Consider the following 21,118-nt stretch of genomic DNA (forward strand, 5'->3'; position numbering starts at 1 on the left):
AGCGGCCCGATCGGGGTCGTGTCCACGGCCGAACCGGTTTCCTCAAGGGGATCCTCGCAGCGCGTCGTCTCAGTAGGGTCGGGTCATGGTCAGTGACGGCGTAGTCGTGGATGGGGCGATCCGTGCAGCATGGGATTCGTACCGGGTCCTGGAGAAAAGCACTCCCACCGAGGAGCGCGGGCAGGCGCAGCAGCGGGTCCGGGCCGCGACGGACGCCTACGGGCATGAGGAGGTGTCCCGGGGCACCGTCTTCCTGGTGGGCGTGCTGACCGGATACCTGTTGGTCGAGCAGGACGGTGGTGAGGATCGTCTTGATCCGCTCAGTGATCTGATCCCCGCTGTGATCCGCAGGCTCCCCTCCTTCGAGATGGCCGATCCGGCTCAGGTGCCGATGGTCACCGGTGTTCTCATGGCCGCGGCGATGGGCATGGACACCGTGGCGTGGCGGGATCAGTTCGGACGGATCCCTCCGCAGGAAGCCCTGGTACACACATTCGTGCTGTGGCTGCTGGCTGACCTCTTCGACTCCATGACCGAACAGCCAGGCACCATCGACCGGCGCATGCGGGAGACCTTCGACTCCATGGCCGCCGAACACAGCTGACGCGCTGCGGAGTCCGTCGCTCCGTGTACGGCCTGGTCCGTGCGTGCCCGTGCCCGTACGTGCCCGTGCTGCCCGTCTCGCGTGGGCTGGCACCGCGTCTCGCGCCGTTGCCGAAAAGCCCAGATAGCTCCTCCCCAAGGCCTTGAGGGCCAGGGGGAACCCCCATCCTGGACTCTCCGGCGCCTTGCGATACACGGCACCAGCCCACGCGACCTCATCGGGCGCTCATAGTGCAAGGACCCCTAATGCGACCCGGCGAACCTCGGCGGGTCCCGAGCGGCCCGGTCGTCGTGGGGCTTCGGGGGCCGCGAAGTCCCGTTGCGCCGGTGAACGGAGGGACAGGCTCACAGCCCTGCCCGGAACTCCCGGGCCCGACGATCTTACGAATAACCGTGTCGGACCACGCTTGGAAGGTAGGACAAGTGGAGCCCGTGCATGGGATGCAGGCGCGCAGCCTGGTCTCATCAGTACCCAATCGAACAACATCACATTCGTGAGCGCCAGATCGGTGTCAGCACCCGATACGCGCGAATACCGCCCGATCCCCGAAGTCGGCCACCGGTTCATGGTGCGCACGAAGGAGACATCCGTACGGCCGAGCAGGAGGAAGCGGTACCACGATGGCACTGAGGGTCCATTTCACGGCTGAGGACCTGACCCGGGTGCGGGTGCTCGACGCGCCTGACCCGCTGTGGGAAATCGTCCTCAGCCTGAACCTGCTCTTCGGCGGCCGGGGCCGTGCCGCCTTCGGGAGGCCCTGGTCATCCGGGGCGCGCGATCCTCTGCTGAGCGGTGTGTCCGGACGTCACCTGTCGCTGCTGCGCCATCTGGCCCCACCGGTAGGGGACTTCCCCGACTTCCTCACTCCGCAGAGAACCGATCGCGATCCCGAGACCGCGATCGAGACCATTCTGGGCACGCCCAAGTCCCGTCTCCGGCAGGGCGTTTCGGTACTCCCCACGGTGCCGGCCTCTCTCTGGCCGCTGGCAAACGGGGAAGTGGATGCCCTGCGTGAACTGGGGTCCGCGCTACGTGCCTACTACCGGGCGGCTCTGGCCTGCCGATGGGAACGGATCAGCGCGCTGAGCGCCGCTGACCGGGCTCTGCGGGCGCGCGCGGTCTCCGACCGGGGGATCGACGGACTGCTGGGCAGTCTCCGACCCGCCCTCGGCTGGTCCTCGCCCGTCCTGACAGCGCAATACCCGGTGGACCGCGACCTGTACCTGGACGGGCGAGGGATTCTCCTGATCCCCTCGGTCTTCTGCAGGCGTACTCCCGTCACCCACATCGACGCTGAACTCCCGCCGGTCCTTGTCTATCCGGCGGTGCACCCCGCGGACCTGTGGAACAAGGGCACGGACCAGTCTCTGGCCGCCTTGCTGGGAGCAGGCCGGGCGGCGGTCCTTCATGCCCTCGAGGAGGGCTGCACCACTGGTGAGCTGGCGCGACGGGTCGGCGTCGCGGCGCCCACCGTCAGCCTCCACACCTCTGTCCTGCGGAACGCCGGTCTGATCGTCTCCGTGCGCCACGGCAATCTCGTCCTGCACACTCCCACACCCCTGGGGACAGCGCTCCTCCGCTCGAACTCCTGATGTGCGGCGCGTGTGCGGCCGTTGCCACCGGCCCGGACGGGTGTGTGAGTTGCCGCTACGGGCCGGGGCTGTACTGCGTGCCCGGATCGGCGGTGACAGCAGTCGAGGACGGCCCTCAGGTGACACTGAGCCCCTGCGTATCAGGGCCCGGACCTGGCAGTTTCGGGCTGGGCCGAAATTCCTGGCCCGCGAGGAAGCTCTCATGAAGACTCGGTGTCCCGGCATCCGCACGGGTGCCAGGTAGTACGTCGAAAGGGAGATGCTGTGCACAAGACCGCGAAGTCTGCGGTGGCGCTCATTTTTTCCGCGAGCGCAATCCTGGGTGGCATCGCGAGCGCGGGGCCCGCGAGCGCCGGCTCCACCCCGCCTCCGTTCCCCGTCGCGGCAGACTGCGGTGGTGGTCTCGGGGACGTGGGCACGCACGTGCTCACACTCAAGAACAACACGGTCATGCGCAAGTACAACAACAGCACGGCGCAAGTCGTGGCCACCCTCCGGAAGGGAAAGCGGCTGCACCTTTTCTACTGGGAGCAGAACAACAACTTCAAGCAGGTGTGGGCCGCTCGCGCGTATACGGACAGCGGGAAGTATGTGTGTGGATACGTCTATCCCGACTACATCGCCTGGAACACACACTGGTAGCACGTCACTGGGTCTCACGCTGACCAGCAGGGCGGTGGCGCAGGGAGCGACCACAGCGGTGCCCGCTCCCCGCGCGCGATCCGGCTCAGTCGGCTGCCCGGCCCGGCCACCTGGTGAAGCGCCGCAAACCCCTTCGGGTGGGCTTGAGAGGCGTGTCCTCGGGGGCGGCCGGGCCCTGCGCCGTGGTCAGGGCCGCCGCCGGTGCGCGACTCGGACCCTCCACGTACTGGCTGCCCCGTTCGAGCCGGCTCCGTACCGCCTGGGCCATGGCGCGATGGGACGGCTCCTGCAGGAGGCCCTCCGCGGACAGCCGCTCCCACATGTGCAGCAGTTCCTGTCCCCGCGCCGCCACCTGGCCCTGGTCCCACAGCCGTTGCCACGCCGCGGTGGCACGGGCGACCTCGGGGGCGGCCCGGTTCAGGTCGGTGCGGCAGCGGATACGCGCGACGGTCAGTGCGAGGACGGTGGAGACCATGTACTCCCCGCGCAGATACGCGATGTACGCCTCGATCGCCCGTGCTTCCATGGAGAGTTCGTCCTCCGCGCCCCTGCGCAGAGTCAGGTGCTCCCGCAGCGCGCCGGCGAGGACGAACGCGGCGTGCAGCTCCTCGCGCTGCGCGTGCTGGATGATCCGTTCGACGCGGGCGAGCGGAGGGAACGCCTCTTCCTCCGCAGCGGTTCGCTCGCGTCCGGGCGGCAGGTCCTCCTCCTCGCCGATGGTCCGGCTGGAGCCGTCGGGGTACACCCGAAGCCGCGCCACCTGCTGCACGCTGCGGTCGATGACGGTCGCCGCCACCGGGGCCCCCAGAGTGCGGGCGAACATGGTTATGGCGTCGAGAATCGCCTCGTTGGGCGGCCGCATGCCGCCCATCTCCAGGAGATGACCGTTGATCACCGTCGACCCGTCCTCGGCCACGTATGCGTCGAGACGGATCAGCGGTGGTGCGCTGAGCGCGGGCAGGTTCCCCTCATCACGGGGTATCGGCGAGTGGGACATCGGCTCAGACTCCGGGTCGGACAACGCCGAGGATGGGCATGGAAGCGGCCGGTGCGGTCGTGACCGTGCGTCCGGGCCGTGGGGCGTGGATTATTTGTCCGCCTCCTATGTACATGCCCACGTGCGTGGCGTCGTTGAAGTAGATGATCAGGTCGCCGGGCCGGGCGGACGAGAGGCTGACGCGGGTCAGTCCCTGCCACTGTGCCTGTGAAGTACGGGGGATGGGGTGCCCGGCTGCCGCCCACGCCGTTGAGGTGAGTCCCGAGCAGTCGTACGACGAAGGGCCAACGGCGCCCCACACGTACGGCTTGCCGATCTGAGCCGTGGCGAAGGCGACGGCCTTCCCGGCCGCTCCGCTCACCGCCGTCCCGTGGCCCGCTCCGCTCCCGCCTGCCGAACCGCCGCCCCGCCACTTGGACTTGGCCTCGTCCGTCCGCTGCCTCTCCAACTGGGCCAGCTTACGGGCGTCTTCCTTCTGCAGCCCCGACTCGATCCGCTCGGCCGCGGCGATCTTCTTCTCGATCTTGTCCTTCGCGCCGGCCTTGACCACGCGGGTGCGGTTCAGCTCGCGCAGGTCCTTCGCGGCGGCCTTGGTACGCCCGTCGAGCTCCGCACGGACGGACCTCTGGGTCTTGGAGAAGTTGACTATGCCGAGCATGGCCTGACGGGCCTGGGCGGCCTCGTCCAGAGCGTGGTCGGAATGGTCGCCGAGCAGGAGCTGGAGACCAGTGGAAGAGAGATCGCCCCTGCGGTACTGCGTCCGGGCCGCCGCACCCGCAAGGTCGTGCAGGTTGTTCACCCGGTCCTTGGTGCGGGCGAGGTCATCCTGCAACGACGCCAGCCGTTTCGCTTGCCCGGTCGCCTTCTCGTTGGCGGCGTCGTACGCCTCGGTGGCCACCTCCGCCTGGCGGTAGAGGCCGTCCAGTTCGCGACGGATCTGCTCGACAGACTCGGCGCCCCGCGAGCCGGGGTCGTTCGGAGCCGCGTAACTCGGCCCGGGTATCAGGGCGATCGCGCAGACAAGGGCTACTAGGGAGACCTGGCCTCGCAGGCGTCCTCCGCCGGTCGACACGTTCATCAGCTCCACTTTCAGAGGCCGCGTGCGGGCAGCTCGAACGGACGACCTGCCATCCGGTCGCCACCACGGTCATACGGAGATCTGTTCGACCTATGAACACACTACCCTCACTCGAACGGCGGGTCCGGGTATCCTCGCGCGTGTCAACGTCCCCGCAGGCAACTGGCCCGCCGAACTCGGCCGGTGCCCGGTGCTCTTACGCCGTCCCCACTCCGCCCTGCACCACCGGGAAATCCCGATCCCCCCGTGAGCCCTGCCGTCACCAGCCCGGCCCGGCGATTGCTGTGCGGGCGATCACCGGCAAGGTGCCCTGCGTGTCATCCTGCCGCCTGCGTGCCGCGTTGTCCCGGTCACTCCCGACCGCGGCCGCCGTCCGCCGTACGGCGTATCGGGTGACGTGAGCCGCTCCTTCCGCGCGCCTAACGGTGTGTCCCCCCGGGCTCCACGCAGGCTGAGATCGACCCTTGGAGGCGTCTCATGTCTGTGCCCGCCTGTACACCTCGCCGGATGTCGACTGTCCTAGCCGCTCTGGGTGTGGGTATTCCCGCCCTTGCTCTCGTGTTGTCCGGTACGGCCGCTGCCGCCCCTGACGCACCCGTGCCCTCCCACCCGGGGGATGACTTCGCGGGCTCCCAGATCCTCAGGCATGAGGGCACGAGCAAGAGCGGCGTCACCCTCACCCCAGTCAGGGGCACGGAGGGTGCCGACGTCAGCAGCCACCAGGGCAGCGTCGCATGGGCCTCGCTGCGGAAGTCCGGCGTGAGGTTCACCTACATCAAGGCGACGGAGTCCACCAGTTACAAGAACCCGTCCTTCACGCAGCAGTACAACGGGTCGTACAAAGCCGGCATCATCCGGGGCTCCTACCATTTCGCCACTCCCAACACCTCCAGCGGCGCCGTCCAGGCCCGGTACTTCGTCGCTCATGGCGGTGGCTGGTCCAAGGACGGCAAGACCCTCCCCGGCGCTCTGGACATGGAGTACAACCCTTACGGCGCCACCTGCTACGGACTGAGCCGCCAGGGCATGGTCAATTGGGTCAGGGACTTCGCCAGGACCTACAAGGCGAAGACCGGCCGGGATGTCGTCCTGTACACCTCCACCAGTTGGTGGAAGACCTGTACGGGGAACAACTCCGGTTTCAGCAGGACCAATCCGCTGTGGGTGCCGCACTACGGTTCGACCGTCGGGGCCTTGCCAGCGGGCTGGAAGTACCAGACCGTATGGCAGTACACGTCCAAGGGCGCGACGGTCGGCGACCACAACCGGTTCAACGGGAGTCTCGCCCGCCTGAAGGCCCTCGCAAACGGCTGACCGGCCTTCTCGCAACACGGCAACACGGCAACACGGCAACACGGCAACACGGCGACACCGAAGCGCGGACGGCCCCTGCCGGATTCCGTACGTCTCAACGAGCTTCGGAAGCGAGTCCGGAGCTGACAGCGGTCACGGGGCCCTGCCGGGAGTCGGTACGGCTGGTGCTGTCAGCCGGCTGCCGTCACTTGCTGGGGAGTGACGAGACAGAAGGGGTGGCCCACGGGGTCGGCGTACACCCGGTATCCGATGGGTTTGTCCGACCCGTCGAGGAGAGTGGCGCCCAGCGCGAGTACCTGTGCTTCGGCCACGTCCAGATCGCTGACCATGACATCGACGTGCATCTGCTGAGGCCGCTCCGGGTTGGACCACTGCGGCCGTCCGAAGTCCTCGACCTTCTGGAATGCCACGACTTCCGCACCCGTCGGGCTGCCGAGCACCACGAAATCGGGAGCGTCCTCCAGCCGCGAGAGCGACAGGAGCTTCTCGTAGAAGGCGGCGAGCTCCGATGGGTCGGGGCAGTCGATGACCGTGGCGTACAGATGTCCGATCACTGCGCCTACTGTGCCGGGCGACGCCGGGAATCGCCACTGTTCTGCGGCTGGTCGGGCTGAGCCCGGATCCACCGGCTTGATTCCCGGTTGATCGTTTCGGGGTCGTGCCGGCCGTGTTGGGGCTGAGTTGCGGATTCGGGCATGGGGCGGCCGCTGGTCTGCCCAGCTCTTCCACTCTGGCCACAGGTCTCGGGCCCTTTCGGGCAGGTCGGTCAGGGAGTGTCAGAGGGCCGGTGGTGCATGCACCATGCTGAACAGTTGGGTGAAGTCCTCGCTCCAGGGCCAGCGCGCGGGCAGGTGCAGGGTGAAGCGGGCCAGGCGGGCGGGCACGTTGATCAGGCGATCACGGATGGTGGCGGTGGTCGCCCTGGCAAGGAACGCGGAGGCCAGGGCGCCAGCGGCGCGGGTCAGGTTGTGTGCCAGGCCGCCAGGCCGCCAGGCCGCCAGGGCGAGCCACGCGGCATTGGTCTGGAAATGGCCGGACGGCGCGTGGGCGAAGCCGCTGTTCGTGCAGGAACCGGCGGGCCACGGCATGCAGTTGCTTCACATGCCCGTGGGTGAAGGAGCGCAGGAACGACCCCAACGTAGACGGGGCCCGCACTCCGGAGAACAGGCGGCCCATGGCGCCGTGCCGCAGCCGGTCCATGTCGTCGATGCTGTCGGCGCCCGCGGCCATGCCGCCCACCAGCGACATCAGTTTCGCCGCTGGGAAGGCGCCGGTGCCGTCCTGCGAATCGGGCAGCCGGACGTGCTCGCCGGCCAGCTTGGGCAGACCGCACCGCTCGGCCAGCCGCACCACCGGCTCCAGCCCGCCGTACGCGATCAGGTTCGGATCATCGAACGCGGATGAGACTGCCGCCGCGGCATGGGAACTTTGCATCTCGGAAGTGCCTTGCCGATCGTGCCTGATGTGGTCCTAGACAAACCACATCATCGCAGGTCGCAAGGCACTTCTTCGTTTCTGGGTGAACCATCCACCGGCATCGAGCCGGGGTGATCCGCACTCAGCGCACCAGGCAAGGGGGGTTCTGACAGTGCCTGTATCACCAGGGTCTCCCCGACGTTCCAAACCCCTGTCAACCTGGCGTGGGTCGAAAGCGCCGACAGCACTCCATGGAAACGCGCTGCAGCTTTACCTCCATCAGCTCGAAGCAGCTGCTGACCCGAGTGCGTGACCGTGTCGGCGCATTCTGATACGACAGAAGGAACGGATACCAATGACGGAAAACCAATTCACCACTCACACAGAACTTTTCGATCTGAGTGGGAAGTACGCACTTGTCACTGGCGGCACCAAGGGCATTGGGATGATGATAGCGCGCGGCCTTCTCCAGGCGGGCGCCCGCGTTGTCATCAGCTCACGCGACGCAGACACGTGCGCGGAGGCACAGCAGCTGCTATCCGAATTCGGCGACGTCCAAGCAATTCCCGCCGACCTGTCCAGGCACGACGAGTGCCAGCGCCTCGCTGATCTTGTCCAGGCCGACTCGGAACGCCTGGACATCCTCGTCAACAACGCGGGAGCGATGCGTAGCGAGCCGCTGGAGACGTTTCCGGACGAGGCCTGGGATGCAGTGCTCGACCTCAACCTCAAGTCGCCGTTCTGGCTGGTGCAGGCACTGCTCCCGGCACTTCGTAAGGCGGGCACCGCCGATGATCCGGCACGGATCATCAACATCGGCAGTATCGCCGCCATCCACGTCGCCCAGGCGCCCACCTACTCGTACGCCAGCAGCAAAGCGGCACTCCACCAACTCACCAGAGTGCTTGCCCGGGAGCTGGGCCCACAGCACGTCACGGTGAACGCGGTAGCACCGGGAGTCTTCCCGTCGCAGATGATGGGGGCCACGCTCGATGCCATCGGCGACAAGATCGCGGCGGCTGCCCCACTGCGCCGGCTCGGCCGCGACGACGACATGGCGGGTATCGCCGTGTTTCTCGCCAGCCGGGCTGGGGCCTACCTCACGGGTGCCATCATCCCGGTAGATGGCGGCACCGCGACGACTGCAACGGGTACTCCCCCCGTCGTGGGCCACTGACCAGTACGGCTGAACTGGCCTATTGTAGGGAGATGGCCACGATGGATCCACGCACCGAGATCCGGGAGTTTCTCAGCTCGCGTCGCGCCCGCATCGCACCCGAGCAGGCGGGCCTGCCCGCTTACGGCGGCAACCGCCGGGTCAAAGGTCTGCGCCGCGAGGAGGTCGCGCTCCTGGCGGGGGTATCGGTCGACTACTACGTGCGCATGGAGCGCGGCAGCCTCGCCGGTGCCTCCGACGGCGTGCTCGAGGCTTTGGCCTCTGCCTTGCAGCTCGACGAAGCCGAGCGCGACCACCTGTTCCACCTCGCGCGCCAATCCAGGGCGCCCCGCAGCCCACGCCGGCGCAGGCCTGCCGTGACGGTGCGCTCGACACTGCAGCAGGTGCTCGAAGCCATCTCCGATGCGCCGGCCTGGATCGGTAACGGCCGTTATGACGTGCTCGCTATGAATCAACTCGCTCGCGCGCTGTATTCACCGGTGCTGGCCGACCCGCGACGACCCGCGAACACAGCGCGGTTCGTCTATCTGAACCCTGAGGCGGCCCGGGATCTCTTCGTCGATTACGACCAAGTTGCCGGGGCCGTGGCCGCGAAGCTACGCATGGAAGCCGGTCGCAATCCGCACGACAAGGAGCTGATTGCCCTAGTCGGCGAACTGTCAACGTGCAGTGAGCTATTTCGGCAGCGGTGGGCATCGCAGGACGTGCGGCTGCACCGGTCCGGCCGCAAGCGTATGCACCATCCGATCGTGGGCCAACTCGACTTGGACGTCGAATCCCTGGAACTGCCCGCGGAACCCGGCCTGCACCTCAACATCTACACCGCACCCGCGGGCACACCGACCGCCGACAAATTGGCGCTCCTGGCGTCGTGGGCGGCCACCCAACAGACGCTGGCGACCGAACTCGAACCACACAACGGATAGTCCAACCCCTTCAGCCGTACTAGGGTCCATCTCCCCGACCAGCGCGGGCAGACTGCACCGCTCGGCCAGCCGCACCACCGGCTCCAGCCCGCAGTACGCGATCAGGTTCGGATCACCGAACGCGGATGAGACTGCCGCCGCGGCATGGGGAGATTGCATCTCCGAAGTGCCTTGTCGACCACCAGTTCCGCGTTCTCGCCGGTCATGCCGGGGGCCTTGCGGCCCCGGCGGGGCGAGCCCTGTCGGCCCGCGCGCCAGGCTCCGGGTCTATCGGGTCGCGGCGCCTCGGAGCCGAGAATCACAACGAGGATCAGGGAAGGTTTCACCCAAATTGATCTCCCTCACGGGGGTAATGGGGCGGTGGCCAACGGCCACCCCATTACCCGTCAGGTCGAATCCGTCCCTTTCCTGCGAGCTCGCAGTCGATCGTGAGTAAACCTCATTGGGCTCCGGGAACTCGACGGCTGGCGACAGGCGCGTCTTCCCGTTGTCTCCGTAGTGGTAATAGAGGCCGAATTCGCCCGGACCGGAGAATCGGGGGCGACTGGGACCAGCACATGTCGTAAGTCAGGGCCCGCTCGGCCCCGTTGCCCGACGACCTTGCAGCGCTCCTCGATCAGGTGGGGGAGCGCCTCGTTGCTCTTGCTGCTGATGTGCCACTGGCTGCGCTGAGAGCGGTGGCCGCCCTGGAGCGAAGAACCCGCGAGGCCGGGGGAGATGGCGGCCCAGTATGTGCGGGCCGACGCGGTCTCGAACGAGGCCGTCGCAGAAGCCCTGGGACTGACGAGGAAGGCGCCCGCTCACGTCTGTTCCAGTACACCCACCGCCGTGAACCCGTGGCAGCGCGGATGCTGCGCCGCGCAGGGCGGGCGCGCCCGCGGCGGTCTCCGACGTGGTTCTGTGTGCAGGGTTCAGCTATCTCCACCGTGTTCCACGGGTAACGTGGTGGCATGGGCCTAGCGATGCGTGTGATCGAAATTGAGTGCTCTGATCCTCTGGAGTTGGGCAAGTTCTGGAGCGGCGTATTGAAAGCTCCGATCGGCCCCGGTACAGACGGCGTCCATATTGCGTCGCCCGGTGACGAACACTCGATGTCGCTCTACCTTGTCGAAGAGCGGGCCTCTGACCGGCCGCGAAACCGGGTGCGGCTGTGGCTGAATCCCATGCAAGGGTCGCTCGCAGACGAGGTTTCCAGGCTGACGGGGCTCGGGGCGGTTGTCATCGAAAAGCGTTGGGCTATGGAAAGTTACAGTCTTGGCGTGGTTGTAATGGCCGATCCTGAAGGTAACGAGTTTTGCATTGAGTCCAGCGACCGTGAGGTTTCCGAGGTGGTTAAGCGGCTCGAAGGCGATTCCGATGGTCCGGATGGATCGACGGCCGAGGGCCTCAGCGATCGGGTTTCCGAGTCGTTCTCCGGGATTAAGCGGTAAGCAAGTACGTGAGGTCCGGCTCCTCGTGGAAGGAGCTGGACCCCACGTCGTGGTGGCTAACCGCAGTAGACGGTCTCCTTCTTGCTGTGCAGAATCTTCGAGGCGTGCTGGCCCTTGTACTCAACCTGAAGTATGTATTCGGTGTAGTACACGACCTTGAACACCAGGTTTGAGCACTTGTGCGTGGGTCCCAGGGTCTTCTTGCAGGATCCCCAGCCGCCGTCCTTGTGGGCGATAGTGCTCACGCCCTTCATGATGCTCACTTGAAGACGGCACGAGCCTGGCTTCGGCGTCGTACACATCTTGATCCTGCCGACCGACCATTGCTGCTCGTCAACCCACGACCCAACCCTTAGGTAATGGCAGCAACTTAACAAGCGCATCCACGCTAAATGATCAACCAGTTAATGGGCGGCAATCGCGACACGGCACAGATTGATCACTATTGAGGGTAATTCGCCAATGCCTCGCGTGCGCTAGGTATGGGCGCCCTGGCTGTAGAAGTCGAGTCGCGGGTGGCGGAATGCGCCCCTAATCCATATTTACTCGTTTGTGTGATGTGGCCGGAAGATCTGCTCGTTACGGGTGGCGCAGCACGCCGAGGGGCACGGAGGTCGCCGCGCCACGCCGTGGCGACGGAAGGGCTTGACCCGTCGGGTGGCTTTATCGATGCCTACGACGTGAACAGAGCCAGCCGGGCGTCCCGACCTGTTGAGCCCGTCCCCCCGCGTGAGCTGAACGTCGATAGTCCGAAGTTCAGAAGGGTGCACCCCCCTACATGCCGCGGCTCAGGATCAGCGCGCCCAGAGTGAGTTGTACACCCCACTGCAGCACCACGACCGCGGCCCTGGCCCGCACCCACCGGGGCCAGGGCCACTCCAGCGCCAGGAGACCGGCTGCGACGGCAACCCAGAAGCACACGTAGAGAGCCGAACCTGGGACCGTAGAGCACCGCTCGCTGTACTCAATGCAGTCAGTGCCACGAGCGGTGGCGAGTACGGCGACCCACGCACCGACGGTAATCGGCACGAGCAGAACGAGCCCGGCGACGCAGTACCTGGTGACGGGGCGAGGCGGGGCAGGCTGTGGAGCAGCAGACAGTTGCGGGGCGGAGTTCATGTCCTTATCCCAGCGCGTCCGCCCGCATCCGTTAATCCGTCCCCGCACTCAGCCCCTCTGAGCAGCCATGCTCACGCCGCGCGAAGCATCACATGTCAGTGTTGAACGCGGCCGGACACGCCATTCCGCTTCCAGCTCCGGGCGTCGCACCTTCCGCTTGACGGCTTCCTCGGTCTCCAGCTGCGCTGACCACATCACGGGTGCGGAGGATCAGCAATGGGACCCTGGCACGGAGGATGGGGGCATGCGAATCGACGTGCTCGGTGTGGTGCAGGCCTTCCACGACGACGGCAGTCCGGTTGACCTGGGCGGACCCCGCCATCGTGAGGTACTCGCCCGGCTCGTCGTCGCCGAGGGACGGATGGTCACCACCGACAGCCTTGTCAATGACCTGTGGAGCGATCCGCCTGCCCGCGCCGTTGGTGCTTTGCGTACGTTTGTCGCCGCGCTGCGCCGAGCACTTGAACCCGACCGGCCGCCCCGCAATTCGCCGCGCGTACTCGTCACCGAAGGTCCCGGCTACGCGCTGCGCCTGCCACGCGAGGACGTGGACGTCCATCGGTTCCAGGACACCCTGGCCCGAGTCCGGCGCAACCCCGCCGCGGTGACCGACCTCGGCACGGTACTCGCGGACTGGCGTGGACCCGCCTACGCCGATGTGACCGGCTCCGCATGGGCGCAGCGCGAGCGGACCCGGCTGGAGGAGCTGAGGCTGGAGGGGGTGGAACTGCGCGCCCGCATCCTCCTTGACTCCGGGGAAGGGGCGGATCTCGTCGCCGAACTGGGTGCCCATGTCACCGAACATCCGTGGCGCGAGCCGGCCTGGGGGCTGCTTGCCCGCGCGCTGTACCGCGCGGGCCGCCAGGCCGATGCGCTTGCCACCCTCCGCCGTGCCCGCGCGATGCTCGTTGACCAACTCGGGCTCGACCCCGGTGGCGACCTTCAGCGCCTGGAGGCGGACATTCTCAATGGGTCCGCGCCCCTCGAAGGAGCACGCACCGCGTGGACCGGCCCTGGTGTCCGGCTCGGCCCGCGCACCACCGTGGATCTGGCCCGCACCCTCGCACTGGCGGGCGGCGACGCCCTCGTCCGATCGCGGCGCGACCGCCTCGCCGCCGTCCAGGCGGCGGAACGCACGGGAGACCTCTCCCTGACCGCCCGGATCATCGGCGCCTACGACGTGCCCGCCATCTGGAATCGGGCCGACGACCCCGAGCAGTCCCGCGCCGTCGTCGCGGCTGCCGAGCGCACGCTCACCGGGCTCGGCCCAGACGGCCCCGCCGACCTGCGCGCCCGCCTCCTGGCCACGGTCGCCGTTGAGAGCCGCAGCGCCGATCTGTCCGGGACCGAGCTGAAGCGCGCGCAGCAGGCGGCGCGTCAGGCCGAAGCGCTGGCACGGGACCTGGCCGATCCCGCCCTGTTGGCGTTCGCCCTCAACGGGGTGTACCTGCAGTCCTTCAGCAGCCCCGGGCTCGCGGCGGTACGGGACCGGATCGGCGCCGAGATCCTCGACTTGTCCACCCGGCACGAGCTGCCGAACTTCGCAGTACTCGGTCGACTCGTCCGCCTGCAATCCGCCTCGGCCCTCGGTGACCTCGACGCCGCGACCTCGCACGCCAAGGCAGCCGAACAGCTCGCCGCCACCACCGAGGCGCCCCTCGTCTCCGTCCTCACCGGGTGGTTCCGGGCACGGGCCACGGCCGCCCGCAGCGCCGAACCCGGCGGACCGGCCGCCGCCACGGCCGCAGCGCACTACCGCGCTGCCGAGGATGCCCTCCGGACGGCCGGAATGCCGGGGCTGCACCGCGGCCTGTTCCCGCTCGCCCTACTGGGGCTGCGCCTGCTGCACGACCGGCCCGCGCCCACGGACCCGCACCTCGACTGGGGCCCGTACCGACCCTGGGCGCGCCCCCTCGTACTGCTCGCCCAGGACCGGGGCGAGCAGGCCCGTACCGCCCTCGCTGCGGCACCCGAACCACCGCGTGACCACATGCAGGAGGCGCTGTGGTGCCTGACCGCCCGCGCTGCCGTACGCCTCGGTGAGCGCGGAATCGCCGCGCACGCCGCGGCTGCCCTGCGTGATGCGTGTGCAGAACATGCCGGCGCCGCTAGCGGAATGCTGACCCTGGGCCCCGTGGCGCGCTACCTGGCTGAGGCGCAGGCATGCGCCGGGGCGGGGTAAGCGACTGCAATACGCGAACCCCGAGCCCGTGGCGATCCACTGCCCGTAAGCGTTCGCTTCTCATGAATGAACAGTTGAGACAGTTGTGTCACTCACGTCGTGCGCGGTGACCCTCCGTACCGGAATGCCGTCCGGCGGAAGCATCGGGCGGAGTCGGCCATACGCATTGGTCCGGGCCTCCGCCGTACGCCGGACACCACGACCCGTGAGGCGAAGAAAAATGGACAGAGATTACGTGGCCATGCAGCGGAGCGTCCCCGGCAGCCACGGGGTCAACGCGCCGGCACGCTCCTGAATGCAGGCACGGAGAGGAGCGGCCCCGCAGGCGAGGCGGCGCCACCCTGAGAGCCCAGGCCTGGCAATCCGCCTGTCCGGCCCTCCGAATGGGGCGGCGGGACGCTCTCAGCACACACCAAGGTGTCGAATCCCGGTTCGTCCCTGGCCAGTAGAGCAGTACCCGCACACCGGGATCCGGCGAACCTCGTCGGCAGATTCAGCCGGTCGGCGCAGTCCCATCCCCGGCCGACTGCAGATCGGTGACTGTCACAATCCCGCGCTGGACAGGGAAAGCTGCACAACAACGTGGGGCAATAGCTACTGGGATGAGTCCGCGAAGGCGGCGAACCAGCTCAGCATCTCGGGGTGAGTGATGGAACCTGCGCTGCTCACCTCGGCGATGTCGGCACCCTGGATGATCCGCTTGACCGGAACCTCCAGCCGCTTGCCCGTGAGTGTGCGCGGCAACGCCGGCACCTCCGTGATGACGTCCGGCACATGGCGGGGGGAGAGTTCACCGCGAATTGCCCCGGCGATCAGTGCACCGAGCCCGTCATCGAGAGTCGCGCCGTCCGCGAGGACCACGAACAGCGGCATGAAGTACCGGCCATCCGGCATCTCCGCCCCGATCACCAGGCTGTCGGCCACCTCGGGGAACTGCTCCACGACGGCGTAGATGTCGGCCGAGCCCATCCGGACGCCCATGCGGTTGAGCGTCGAGTCCGAACGCCCCGCCACCACTACTGTCAGGTCCTGGTCGACCGTGACCCAGTCGCCGTGCCGCCAGACGCCCGGGTACATGTCGAAGTAGCTAGCCCGGTAGCGCGAGCCGTCCGGGTCGTCAACGAAGTGCAGGGGCATCGACGGCAGCGGTGCGGTCACCACAAGCTCGCCCTGCTCACCGACGAGCGGCCGACCCGAGGGGTCCCAGGCGTCCAGGGCGACGCCGAGGGCCGGGCATTGGATCCGGCCTGCCCGTACCGGAAGCAGGGCGCTGCCGCCTGCGAGTACCGAGCAGATGTCGGTGCCGCCGCAGACCGACTGCAGCCAGACCCCGGGACCGAGGCGGTTCTGGGCCCAGTGCCAGGTACTCGGGGGCAGCGAAGAGCCGGTCTGGAGGACGGTGCGCAGCGCGCTCAGGCCGAGCTCGGCCGCCGGATGTGCGTCGGCTTTCTCACCCGAGATCAGATAGGCCGCCCCCACACCGACCACACTCGCGCGGGTCTGCTCGGCGACCCTCCAGACTCCGTTGACGTCGGGCTGGGTGGGGCTGCCGTCGTAGAGGATGATCGTCGAGCCGTGCATCAGGCCCGCGACCATGAGGTTCCAGACCATCCAGCTGGTCGAGGTGTGGAAGAAATAGCGGTCGTGGGCGCGAAGGTCGGCGCCCAGACCGAGCGCCTTGAGCAGCTCGACGACGATGCCCCCGTGGCTCTGCACGATCCCCTTGGGCAGTCCGGTGGTGCCTGAGGACCACAGGATCCACAGCGGGTGGTTGAAGGGGACGTCGGCGAAGACCAAGGGGGCGTCCTGCTCGAGCAGGACGGACCAGGTGTGCTGTGCCACGTCGTCGCGGGTCGTCCAGCTGGCCTCGGCCGAGGACGGCCGCAGGTGTCCGACGGTCACCAGATGCCGCAGTGTGGGCAGCCCGGCCGCGATCTCCTCGACTGCGGGGAGCCGGTCGTACTCCTTGCCTCCGTGGCGGTAGCCGTCCACGGCGAGCAGGACCGTCGGGCGGGCCTGGCGCAGCCGCGCCAGCACGCTGGGTGTACCGAAGTCAGGTGAGCACACGGTCCACACTGCGCCCACCGCAGCGGCCGCCAGGACCGCGACCACGGCGTGCGGGGTGTTCGGGAGATAGCCGGCGATCGTGTCGCCGGGCTCCACTCCCATCCGCCGCAACGAGGCGGCCAGCGCCGCGACTTCGCGGCCCAGCTGCGTCCAGGTGGTCTCCACCGGTACGCCGCCCTCGCCGAGGCTGATCAGGGCCGGGCGCTCATCGGACGCATGGGCGAGACAGCGCTCGGCGAAGTTCAGACGTGCGCCCGGGAACCAGGAGGCGCCCGGCATCGAAGCGTCCGCGAGTACCTCGTCGTACGGGGAACAGGCGTCCAGGCCGTAGTAGTCCCACAGCGCTGACCAGAACCCCAGAACATCGGTGGTGCTCCACCGCCACAGTGCCGTGTAGTCGGCGAATCGCAGTTCCCGGGTTCTGTCCAGCCAGCGCATGAAGTCTGCGACGTTGGAGGCCTCTGCCTGGGCTTGGGTCGGGGACCACAGCACGTCGGTGGCATGATTCATCGCTGTTTCCTTGACACGTAGTTGGAGTGGGGCCGCTGCGGGCTTCAGCCCTGTTCGATCTCCCGTATGAGTTCCTCGGCCTGCGGCCACGGTCCGTAGCCAGAGGCCGGGTTGAGATGCCCGACCTTGCCGAGCCGGACAAGACGGCTGCCCCAGCACTCGGCGAGCCGGGCGATGCGCACCGCACTGCCCAGCGAGTCGTCGCTGCTCGCCGCGACGACGCTGGGAAACGGCAACACCGTCCGCGGGGTGGGCGTCCAGCCGTTGCTGCTGAGCACATCGGGGGTCGGGTGACCCTCCGGTAGTGGTGTGTCGAAGTCCGGAGGGGTCGCCAGCAGTGCGCCCACTACCGGACGGCTGCTGCTCCGTGCCCAGTGCACGGTGGTCATCACGCCGGCACTGTGGGCGACCAGCACCACCGGACCGGAGACTGCCGCGACCACCGACTCCAACGCTGCGACCCGTGCCGCGCGATCGAGTTGATTCACCGTCAGGGGCGGGACGGTGTGCACCGTACGCCCGGTGGCAGTGAGCCGTTCGGCCAGGATGGTCTGCCAGTGCTCGGGGACGTGGTCGCGCAGTCCTGGTACGACCACGATCGAGGCCTCGGTGTGGGTGTTCATGGGGTCACTGCCCTTGTTCGGGTGGCCGCGGGGGTGGCCCGTGCGGCCAGTCGGATGATGTCGCGGTCGTAGTGTCGGCGCCCGACGACGAAGGCCAGCGCGGCAACCGCCGCGATCAGCGGCATCAGCCGCAGCGCACCGAGCAGGCCGAGGTGGTCCGCGGCCATGCCGGTCACCGCGGATCCCGGGGCCAGCCCGAGCAGGCTGTTGGCCAGCGTGAGAGTGCCGAAGGCCGTACCGGAGATGGCTCCGGGGGTCAGGTTGGCCACCATCGCGGCGGCCGGGCCCGCGGTCGCTCCCGACACCAGGGCCCCTCCCGCCAGTAGGAGCATCTGTGCCGTGCCGGTCGGTGCGCCGAAGGCGGCCGACAGCAGGACGAGGGACAGGAGGCTGCAGACGATCGCCGTGGCCCACTTTCGGATGTGGAGCGTCCGGCCCATGCGGTCGGCGACGACGCCGCCGAGGACCATGCCGATCCCGATGAGCAGCGCGAACAGTCCTGCTGCAACGCCCGCCTTGGCGGTGGACATGTGGTAATAGCGGTTGAAGAAGCTGGGCAGCCAGGCCAGCAGCGCCCCGGGTATGAACAGTTGGAGGCCGCTGCCGACATAGGCGCTGACCACCGAGACCGAGGAGAAGAGCTGCGGCAGGAGGAACCGCAGCGGGGCCGGGGCACGCTCCTCGCGGCGGTCGCCGGTGGCATCCCGCCGCGGGGCGAGCCGCTTCTCGGTCACCACTACGGCGAAGGTGGTGGCCAGGGCGAGTCCGAAGAACCCCATGATGCCGAACGCCCAGCGCCAGCCGAAGTGCTGTGCGATCACGCCGCTGACTGCCACGCCCAGCACCGAGCCGAACGAGCCTCCCCCCATGAACGCCCCGGAGAGGGTGGCCCGGAGGCGGGCCGGGAAGACGCTGACGACGAGCGCGATACCGACGCTGCCGTACGCGGCCTCACCGATACCGACGAACAGCCGGCCGAGGAACATCTGCCCGTAGCCGGCCGCCACCGCGCAGGCGAGGGTGGCCAGGCTCCACGCCACCGCGGCGAGCACCAGGCTGCGTACCCGGCCCCAGCGGTCCGCCAGGAGGGACATCGGGAAGGTCAGGACGCCGACCGCCAGGGCCACGATGCCGCTGAGCGAACCCAGCTTCGCGTCGGTGAGGCCCCAGTCTGCCTTCAACAGCGGAAAGACGGCATTGAGCACCTGCCGCGACATGTAGTCGGACAGCAGCAGCCCGAAACTCAGGGCGAAGACGATCCAGGCGTAGCGCCGGGAGACGGCCGGTGCGGGCGAACCGGTCCCGGGCGCCGGATCCGCAGTGGCGGGAAGACCCATCGGTACCACCTCTTCCGATCCTGGTCCGCGTCTCAGAAGGGCCGGTCTCCGACGATTCCGGTGCGCTCCATCTTGCGGACGGCCGGCCAGTAGTCCTGGACGGCGTAGTGCTGCGTGGAGCGGTTGTCCCAGATGGCGAAGCTGTTCGGCTGCCAGCGCCAGCGGACCTGGTACTCGGGCACCGATGCCTGGCTGAGCAGATAGGTCAGCAGGTTGCTCGCCCCCGGCGCGTAGTCGATGCCGAAGCGCACGTTCCGCGGTGTGTGGTAGTTGGTGAAATGCGTGGTGAAACTGTTGACGAAGAGGATCTCCTCGCCCGTCTCCGGGTGGGTCCGCACCACGGGGTGCTCCGCGTCCGGGTACTGGGCCTTCAGGGCGTGGCGCCGCTCCTCGGGCATCACCGCGCCGAACGACGCCTCGATGCTGTGCCGGGCCCGCAGACCCCGGATCTGCGTCTTGATGTGCTCAGGCAGCCTGCGGTACGCCTCGGCCATGTTGATCCAGATGGTGTCCCCGCCCACCGGCGGTGACTCAACACAGCGCAGTACGGCGCCCATCGGCGGGTTCTCCCGCCATGTCGCGTCGGTGTGCAGGGCGTTCTCGTAGTGGTCGGGCGCACTGTCAAGGTCCTTGTAGATGCGGACCAGCCCGGGATACTCGGGGTCGCTGCCGGCCACCGGGTGATCCTCCAGCGGGCCGAACCGGGTGCCGAGGGCGACGTGCTCGGCGCGGGTGATGTTCTGGTCCCGCAGGAACAGCACCTTGTACTTCAGGAGCAGTTCCCGGAGCTCCGCGAACAGGTCGTCGTCATGCGCGGCGTCCGCGAGGCTCACCCCGGACAGCTCGGCCCCGATGGTGCAGGTCAGTGGCTCGGCCTTGATCGAGTGACGGACTTCCGGCCGGACAAGAGCCGGGGCGGCCGGGCTCGGGGTGTTGGTCTGGGTCATGGTGGTACCTCCTGTGCAGGCTCGTGATCGGTGTGGTGTTCGGCGGCGCTGAGGGCACCCGGCTGGGGCTGAGCGGTGCCTGGGCGGTGGTCAGACGACGAAGACGGAGGACCCCGTCGTCCGGCCGCTCTCCAAGTCCCGGTGCGCCTGGGGCGCGTCCTTGAGGGAGTAACGCTGATTGATCTCGATCTTGATGCGCCCCGAGACGACATGTCCGAACAGTTCACCGGCCAGTTCCGCGCGCTCCGCCGGATCGGCTATGTAGTCGGCCAGCGCCGGGCGGGTCACGAAGACCGATCCGTGCATCGCCAGCTGCGGAGCGTCGATCGGCGGCACGGGGCCGGAGGAAGTGCCGAAGCACACCAGCAGGCCACGCCGCCGCAACGAGGCGAGCGAACCGGCGTAGGTGGTCGCTCCGACGCTGTCGAACACCACGGGCACGCCCGCGCCACCGGTCAGCTCGCGCACCCGCTCGGCCACGTTCTCCCGCCGGTAGTACACGATGTGGTCGCAGCCGTGGGCGCGAGCGAGCTCCGCTTTGTCCTCGGTGGACACCGTGCCGATCACGGTGAGGCCCAGAAGCTTGGCCCACTGGCAGACGATGAGGCCCACGCCGCCTGCCGCCGCGTGCAGCAGTACGGTGTCGCCGGGCTTCAGCGGGTGGATCCTGCGCAGCAGGTACGAGGAGGTGAGGCCTCGCATGGTCATCGCGGCGGCCGTCTCGGAGCTGATCCCGTCCGGCAGCTTGATCAGCGAACCTGTGGGCATGACCCGTTCGGTGCTGTAGGCCCCGAGCGGGCTGCCGGTGTAGGTCACCCGGTCGCCCTCGGTGAAGCCGGTCACGCCCTGGCCGACCGCCTCGATCACGCCCGCGGCCTCCACGCCGAGCCCGGCGGGCAGCGGGGCCGGATAGAGCCCGGTGCGGAAGTAGGTGTCGGCGAAGTTCAGCCCGACCGCTTCGTGGCGGATCCGCACCTCGCCGGGTCCGGGGTCTTTGACGGTGACCTCCTCCCAGCGCAGTACCTCGGGCCCGCCGGTCTCGTGGAAGCGGATGATGTGTGCCACGGAGAACTCCAGTGCTGTCTTGGGGGCGATGGCGCCCGCGGGAGCCCCCAGGGGACTCCCGCGGCTGCCGCCAGTGCATGGGGCGGAGAGGA

The 21,118-nt window shown here is 68.2% G+C and carries 19 protein-coding genes and 1 pseudogene; 8 read left to right on the plus strand and 12 right to left on the minus strand.

Annotated elements, in window-relative coordinates:
• The first annotated feature begins 85 nt into the window (after nucleotides 1-85).
• The 3 genes from OG584_RS30545 (at nucleotide 86) to OG584_RS30555 (ending at nucleotide 2,838) form a co-directional block, all read left to right on the plus strand.
• Complete coding sequence (locus OG584_RS30545; RefSeq protein WP_405782673.1) at nucleotides 86-604, plus strand: hypothetical protein; 519 nt, start codon at nucleotides 86-88, stop codon at nucleotides 602-604.
• Between the two features lie 620 nt (nucleotides 605-1,224).
• Nucleotides 1,225-2,196, plus strand: coding sequence for an ArsR/SmtB family transcription factor (locus OG584_RS30550; protein ID WP_405782674.1), 972 nt, complete (start codon nucleotides 1,225-1,227; stop codon nucleotides 2,194-2,196).
• Between the two features lie 264 nt (nucleotides 2,197-2,460).
• Nucleotides 2,461-2,838 carry a hypothetical protein gene (locus OG584_RS30555; protein WP_405782676.1) on the plus strand — a complete coding sequence of 126 codons (378 nt, stop codon included), beginning with the start codon at nucleotides 2,461-2,463 and terminating at the stop codon, nucleotides 2,836-2,838.
• Between the two features lie 85 nt (nucleotides 2,839-2,923).
• Here OG584_RS30555 and OG584_RS30560 read toward each other — a convergent pair whose 3' ends face one another.
• Both OG584_RS30560 and OG584_RS30565 read right to left on the minus strand, forming a co-directional pair.
• On the minus strand, nucleotides 2,924-3,835 hold the full coding sequence (locus tag OG584_RS30560; protein ID WP_405782678.1) for a hypothetical protein: 912 nt from the start codon (nucleotides 3,833-3,835) through the stop codon (nucleotides 2,924-2,926).
• A 4-nt stretch (nucleotides 3,836-3,839) separates the two neighbouring features.
• Entirely contained in the window at nucleotides 3,840-4,913 is a 1,074-nt protein-coding gene (locus tag OG584_RS30565; RefSeq protein ID WP_405782679.1) for an NlpC/P60 family protein, read from the minus strand.
• A gap of 507 nt (nucleotides 4,914-5,420) precedes the next feature.
• Here OG584_RS30565 and OG584_RS30570 point away from each other — a divergent pair.
• A complete protein-coding gene (locus OG584_RS30570) occupies nucleotides 5,421-6,227 on the plus strand; it encodes a lysozyme (RefSeq protein ID WP_405782681.1) in 807 nt (268 codons plus the stop codon).
• A 170-nt stretch (nucleotides 6,228-6,397) separates the two neighbouring features.
• On the opposite strand, the gene OG584_RS30575 is transcribed toward OG584_RS30570, so the two are convergent.
• From OG584_RS30575 to OG584_RS30585, 3 genes and pseudogenes are all read right to left on the minus strand, one after another.
• Complete coding sequence (locus OG584_RS30575) at nucleotides 6,398-6,781, minus strand: VOC family protein (protein WP_405782683.1); 384 nt, start codon at nucleotides 6,779-6,781, stop codon at nucleotides 6,398-6,400.
• A 222-nt stretch (nucleotides 6,782-7,003) separates the two neighbouring features.
• Nucleotides 7,004-7,315 carry a hypothetical protein gene (locus tag OG584_RS30580; protein WP_405784442.1) on the minus strand — a complete coding sequence of 104 codons (312 nt, stop codon included), beginning with the start codon at nucleotides 7,313-7,315 and terminating at the stop codon, nucleotides 7,004-7,006.
• Nucleotides 7,293-7,661 (minus strand): annotated as a pseudogene (locus tag OG584_RS30585) (IS1380 family transposase); the annotation flags it as partial. The gene OG584_RS30580 and the pseudogene OG584_RS30585, both read right to left, overlap by 23 nt.
• Nucleotides 7,662-7,998: 337 nt before the next feature.
• Between OG584_RS30585 and OG584_RS30590 the strand changes: the two are divergent.
• From OG584_RS30590 to OG584_RS30600, 3 genes are all read left to right on the plus strand, one after another.
• Complete coding sequence (locus tag OG584_RS30590) at nucleotides 7,999-8,820, plus strand: SDR family oxidoreductase (RefSeq protein ID WP_405782685.1); 822 nt, start codon at nucleotides 7,999-8,001, stop codon at nucleotides 8,818-8,820.
• Between the two features lie 41 nt (nucleotides 8,821-8,861).
• The gene (locus tag OG584_RS30595) at nucleotides 8,862-9,746 is read left to right on the plus strand and encodes a helix-turn-helix transcriptional regulator (protein ID WP_405784364.1); all 885 of its coding nucleotides are present in this window, start codon (nucleotides 8,862-8,864) and stop codon (nucleotides 9,744-9,746) included.
• A gap of 950 nt (nucleotides 9,747-10,696) precedes the next feature.
• The gene (locus OG584_RS30600; protein ID WP_405782686.1) at nucleotides 10,697-11,176 is read left to right on the plus strand and encodes a VOC family protein; all 480 of its coding nucleotides are present in this window, start codon (nucleotides 10,697-10,699) and stop codon (nucleotides 11,174-11,176) included.
• A gap of 56 nt (nucleotides 11,177-11,232) precedes the next feature.
• On the opposite strand, the gene OG584_RS30605 is transcribed toward OG584_RS30600, so the two are convergent.
• Nucleotides 11,233-11,421, minus strand: coding sequence for a hypothetical protein (locus OG584_RS30605; protein ID WP_405782688.1), 189 nt, complete (start codon nucleotides 11,419-11,421; stop codon nucleotides 11,233-11,235).
• Between the two features lie 529 nt (nucleotides 11,422-11,950).
• A complete protein-coding gene (locus tag OG584_RS30610) occupies nucleotides 11,951-12,097 on the minus strand; it encodes a hypothetical protein (protein ID WP_405782689.1) in 147 nt (48 codons plus the stop codon).
• Between the two features lie 442 nt (nucleotides 12,098-12,539).
• Between OG584_RS30610 and OG584_RS30615 the strand changes: the two genes are divergently transcribed.
• Complete coding sequence (locus OG584_RS30615) at nucleotides 12,540-14,477, plus strand: BTAD domain-containing putative transcriptional regulator (protein WP_405782690.1); 1,938 nt, start codon at nucleotides 12,540-12,542, stop codon at nucleotides 14,475-14,477.
• A 594-nt stretch (nucleotides 14,478-15,071) separates the two neighbouring features.
• Here the strand turns inward: OG584_RS30615 and OG584_RS30620 are convergent.
• The 5 genes from OG584_RS30620 to OG584_RS30640 form a co-directional block, all read right to left on the minus strand.
• On the minus strand, nucleotides 15,072-17,054 hold the full coding sequence (locus tag OG584_RS30620; RefSeq protein WP_405782692.1) for an acetoacetate--CoA ligase: 1,983 nt from the start codon (nucleotides 17,052-17,054) through the stop codon (nucleotides 15,072-15,074).
• A 44-nt stretch (nucleotides 17,055-17,098) separates the two neighbouring features.
• Nucleotides 17,099-17,677 (minus strand): RBBP9/YdeN family alpha/beta hydrolase, encoded by a 579-nt coding sequence (locus OG584_RS30625; RefSeq protein WP_405782694.1) that lies wholly within the window; start codon nucleotides 17,675-17,677, stop codon nucleotides 17,099-17,101.
• On the minus strand, nucleotides 17,674-19,014 hold the full coding sequence (locus OG584_RS30630; RefSeq protein WP_405782695.1) for an MFS transporter: 1,341 nt from the start codon (nucleotides 19,012-19,014) through the stop codon (nucleotides 17,674-17,676). Before OG584_RS30630 ends, OG584_RS30625 begins: the two co-directional genes overlap by 4 nt.
• Before the next feature lie 32 nt (nucleotides 19,015-19,046).
• Nucleotides 19,047-19,961, minus strand: coding sequence for a TauD/TfdA dioxygenase family protein (locus tag OG584_RS30635; RefSeq protein ID WP_405782697.1), 915 nt, complete (start codon nucleotides 19,959-19,961; stop codon nucleotides 19,047-19,049).
• Nucleotides 19,962-20,051: 90 nt separating this feature from the next.
• A complete protein-coding gene (locus tag OG584_RS30640) occupies nucleotides 20,052-21,026 on the minus strand; it encodes a quinone oxidoreductase family protein (protein WP_405782698.1) in 975 nt (324 codons plus the stop codon).
• Between the last annotated feature and the right edge of the window lie 92 nt (nucleotides 21,027-21,118).

Source organism: Streptomyces sp. NBC_00859, from assembly GCF_045161865.1.
GTDB lineage: Bacteria > Actinomycetota > Actinomycetes > Streptomycetales > Streptomycetaceae > Streptomyces.

Bases quoted from the DNA above. Each gene is read 5' to 3' on its own strand.
- OG584_RS30630 (WP_405782695.1), bottom strand. From the start codon at position 19,014: ATGGGTCTTCCCGCCACTGCGGATCCGGCGCCCGGGACCGGTTCGCCC.
- OG584_RS30545 (WP_405782673.1), top strand. From the start codon at position 86: ATGGTCAGTGACGGCGTAGTCGTGGATGGGGCGATCCGTGCAGCATGG.
- OG584_RS30625 (WP_405782694.1), bottom strand. From the start codon at position 17,677: ATGAACACCCACACCGAGGCCTCGATCGTGGTCGTACCAGGACTGCGC.
- OG584_RS30580 (WP_405784442.1), bottom strand. From the start codon at position 7,315: ATGCCGTGGCCCGCCGGTTCCTGCACGAACAGCGGCTTCGCCCACGCG.
- OG584_RS30615 (WP_405782690.1), top strand. From the start codon at position 12,540: ATGCGAATCGACGTGCTCGGTGTGGTGCAGGCCTTCCACGACGACGGC.
- OG584_RS30565 (WP_405782679.1), bottom strand. From the start codon at position 4,913: ATGAACGTGTCGACCGGCGGAGGACGCCTGCGAGGCCAGGTCTCCCTA.
- OG584_RS30600 (WP_405782686.1), top strand. From the start codon at position 10,697: ATGGGCCTAGCGATGCGTGTGATCGAAATTGAGTGCTCTGATCCTCTG.
- OG584_RS30635 (WP_405782697.1), bottom strand. From the start codon at position 19,961: ATGACCCAGACCAACACCCCGAGCCCGGCCGCCCCGGCTCTTGTCCGG.
- OG584_RS30620 (WP_405782692.1), bottom strand. From the start codon at position 17,054: ATGAATCATGCCACCGACGTGCTGTGGTCCCCGACCCAAGCCCAGGCA.
- OG584_RS30570 (WP_405782681.1), top strand. From the start codon at position 5,421: ATGTCGACTGTCCTAGCCGCTCTGGGTGTGGGTATTCCCGCCCTTGCT.
- OG584_RS30550 (WP_405782674.1), top strand. From the start codon at position 1,225: ATGGCACTGAGGGTCCATTTCACGGCTGAGGACCTGACCCGGGTGCGG.
- OG584_RS30560 (WP_405782678.1), bottom strand. From the start codon at position 3,835: ATGTCCCACTCGCCGATACCCCGTGATGAGGGGAACCTGCCCGCGCTC.
- OG584_RS30595 (WP_405784364.1), top strand. From the start codon at position 8,862: ATGGATCCACGCACCGAGATCCGGGAGTTTCTCAGCTCGCGTCGCGCC.
- OG584_RS30590 (WP_405782685.1), top strand. From the start codon at position 7,999: ATGACGGAAAACCAATTCACCACTCACACAGAACTTTTCGATCTGAGT.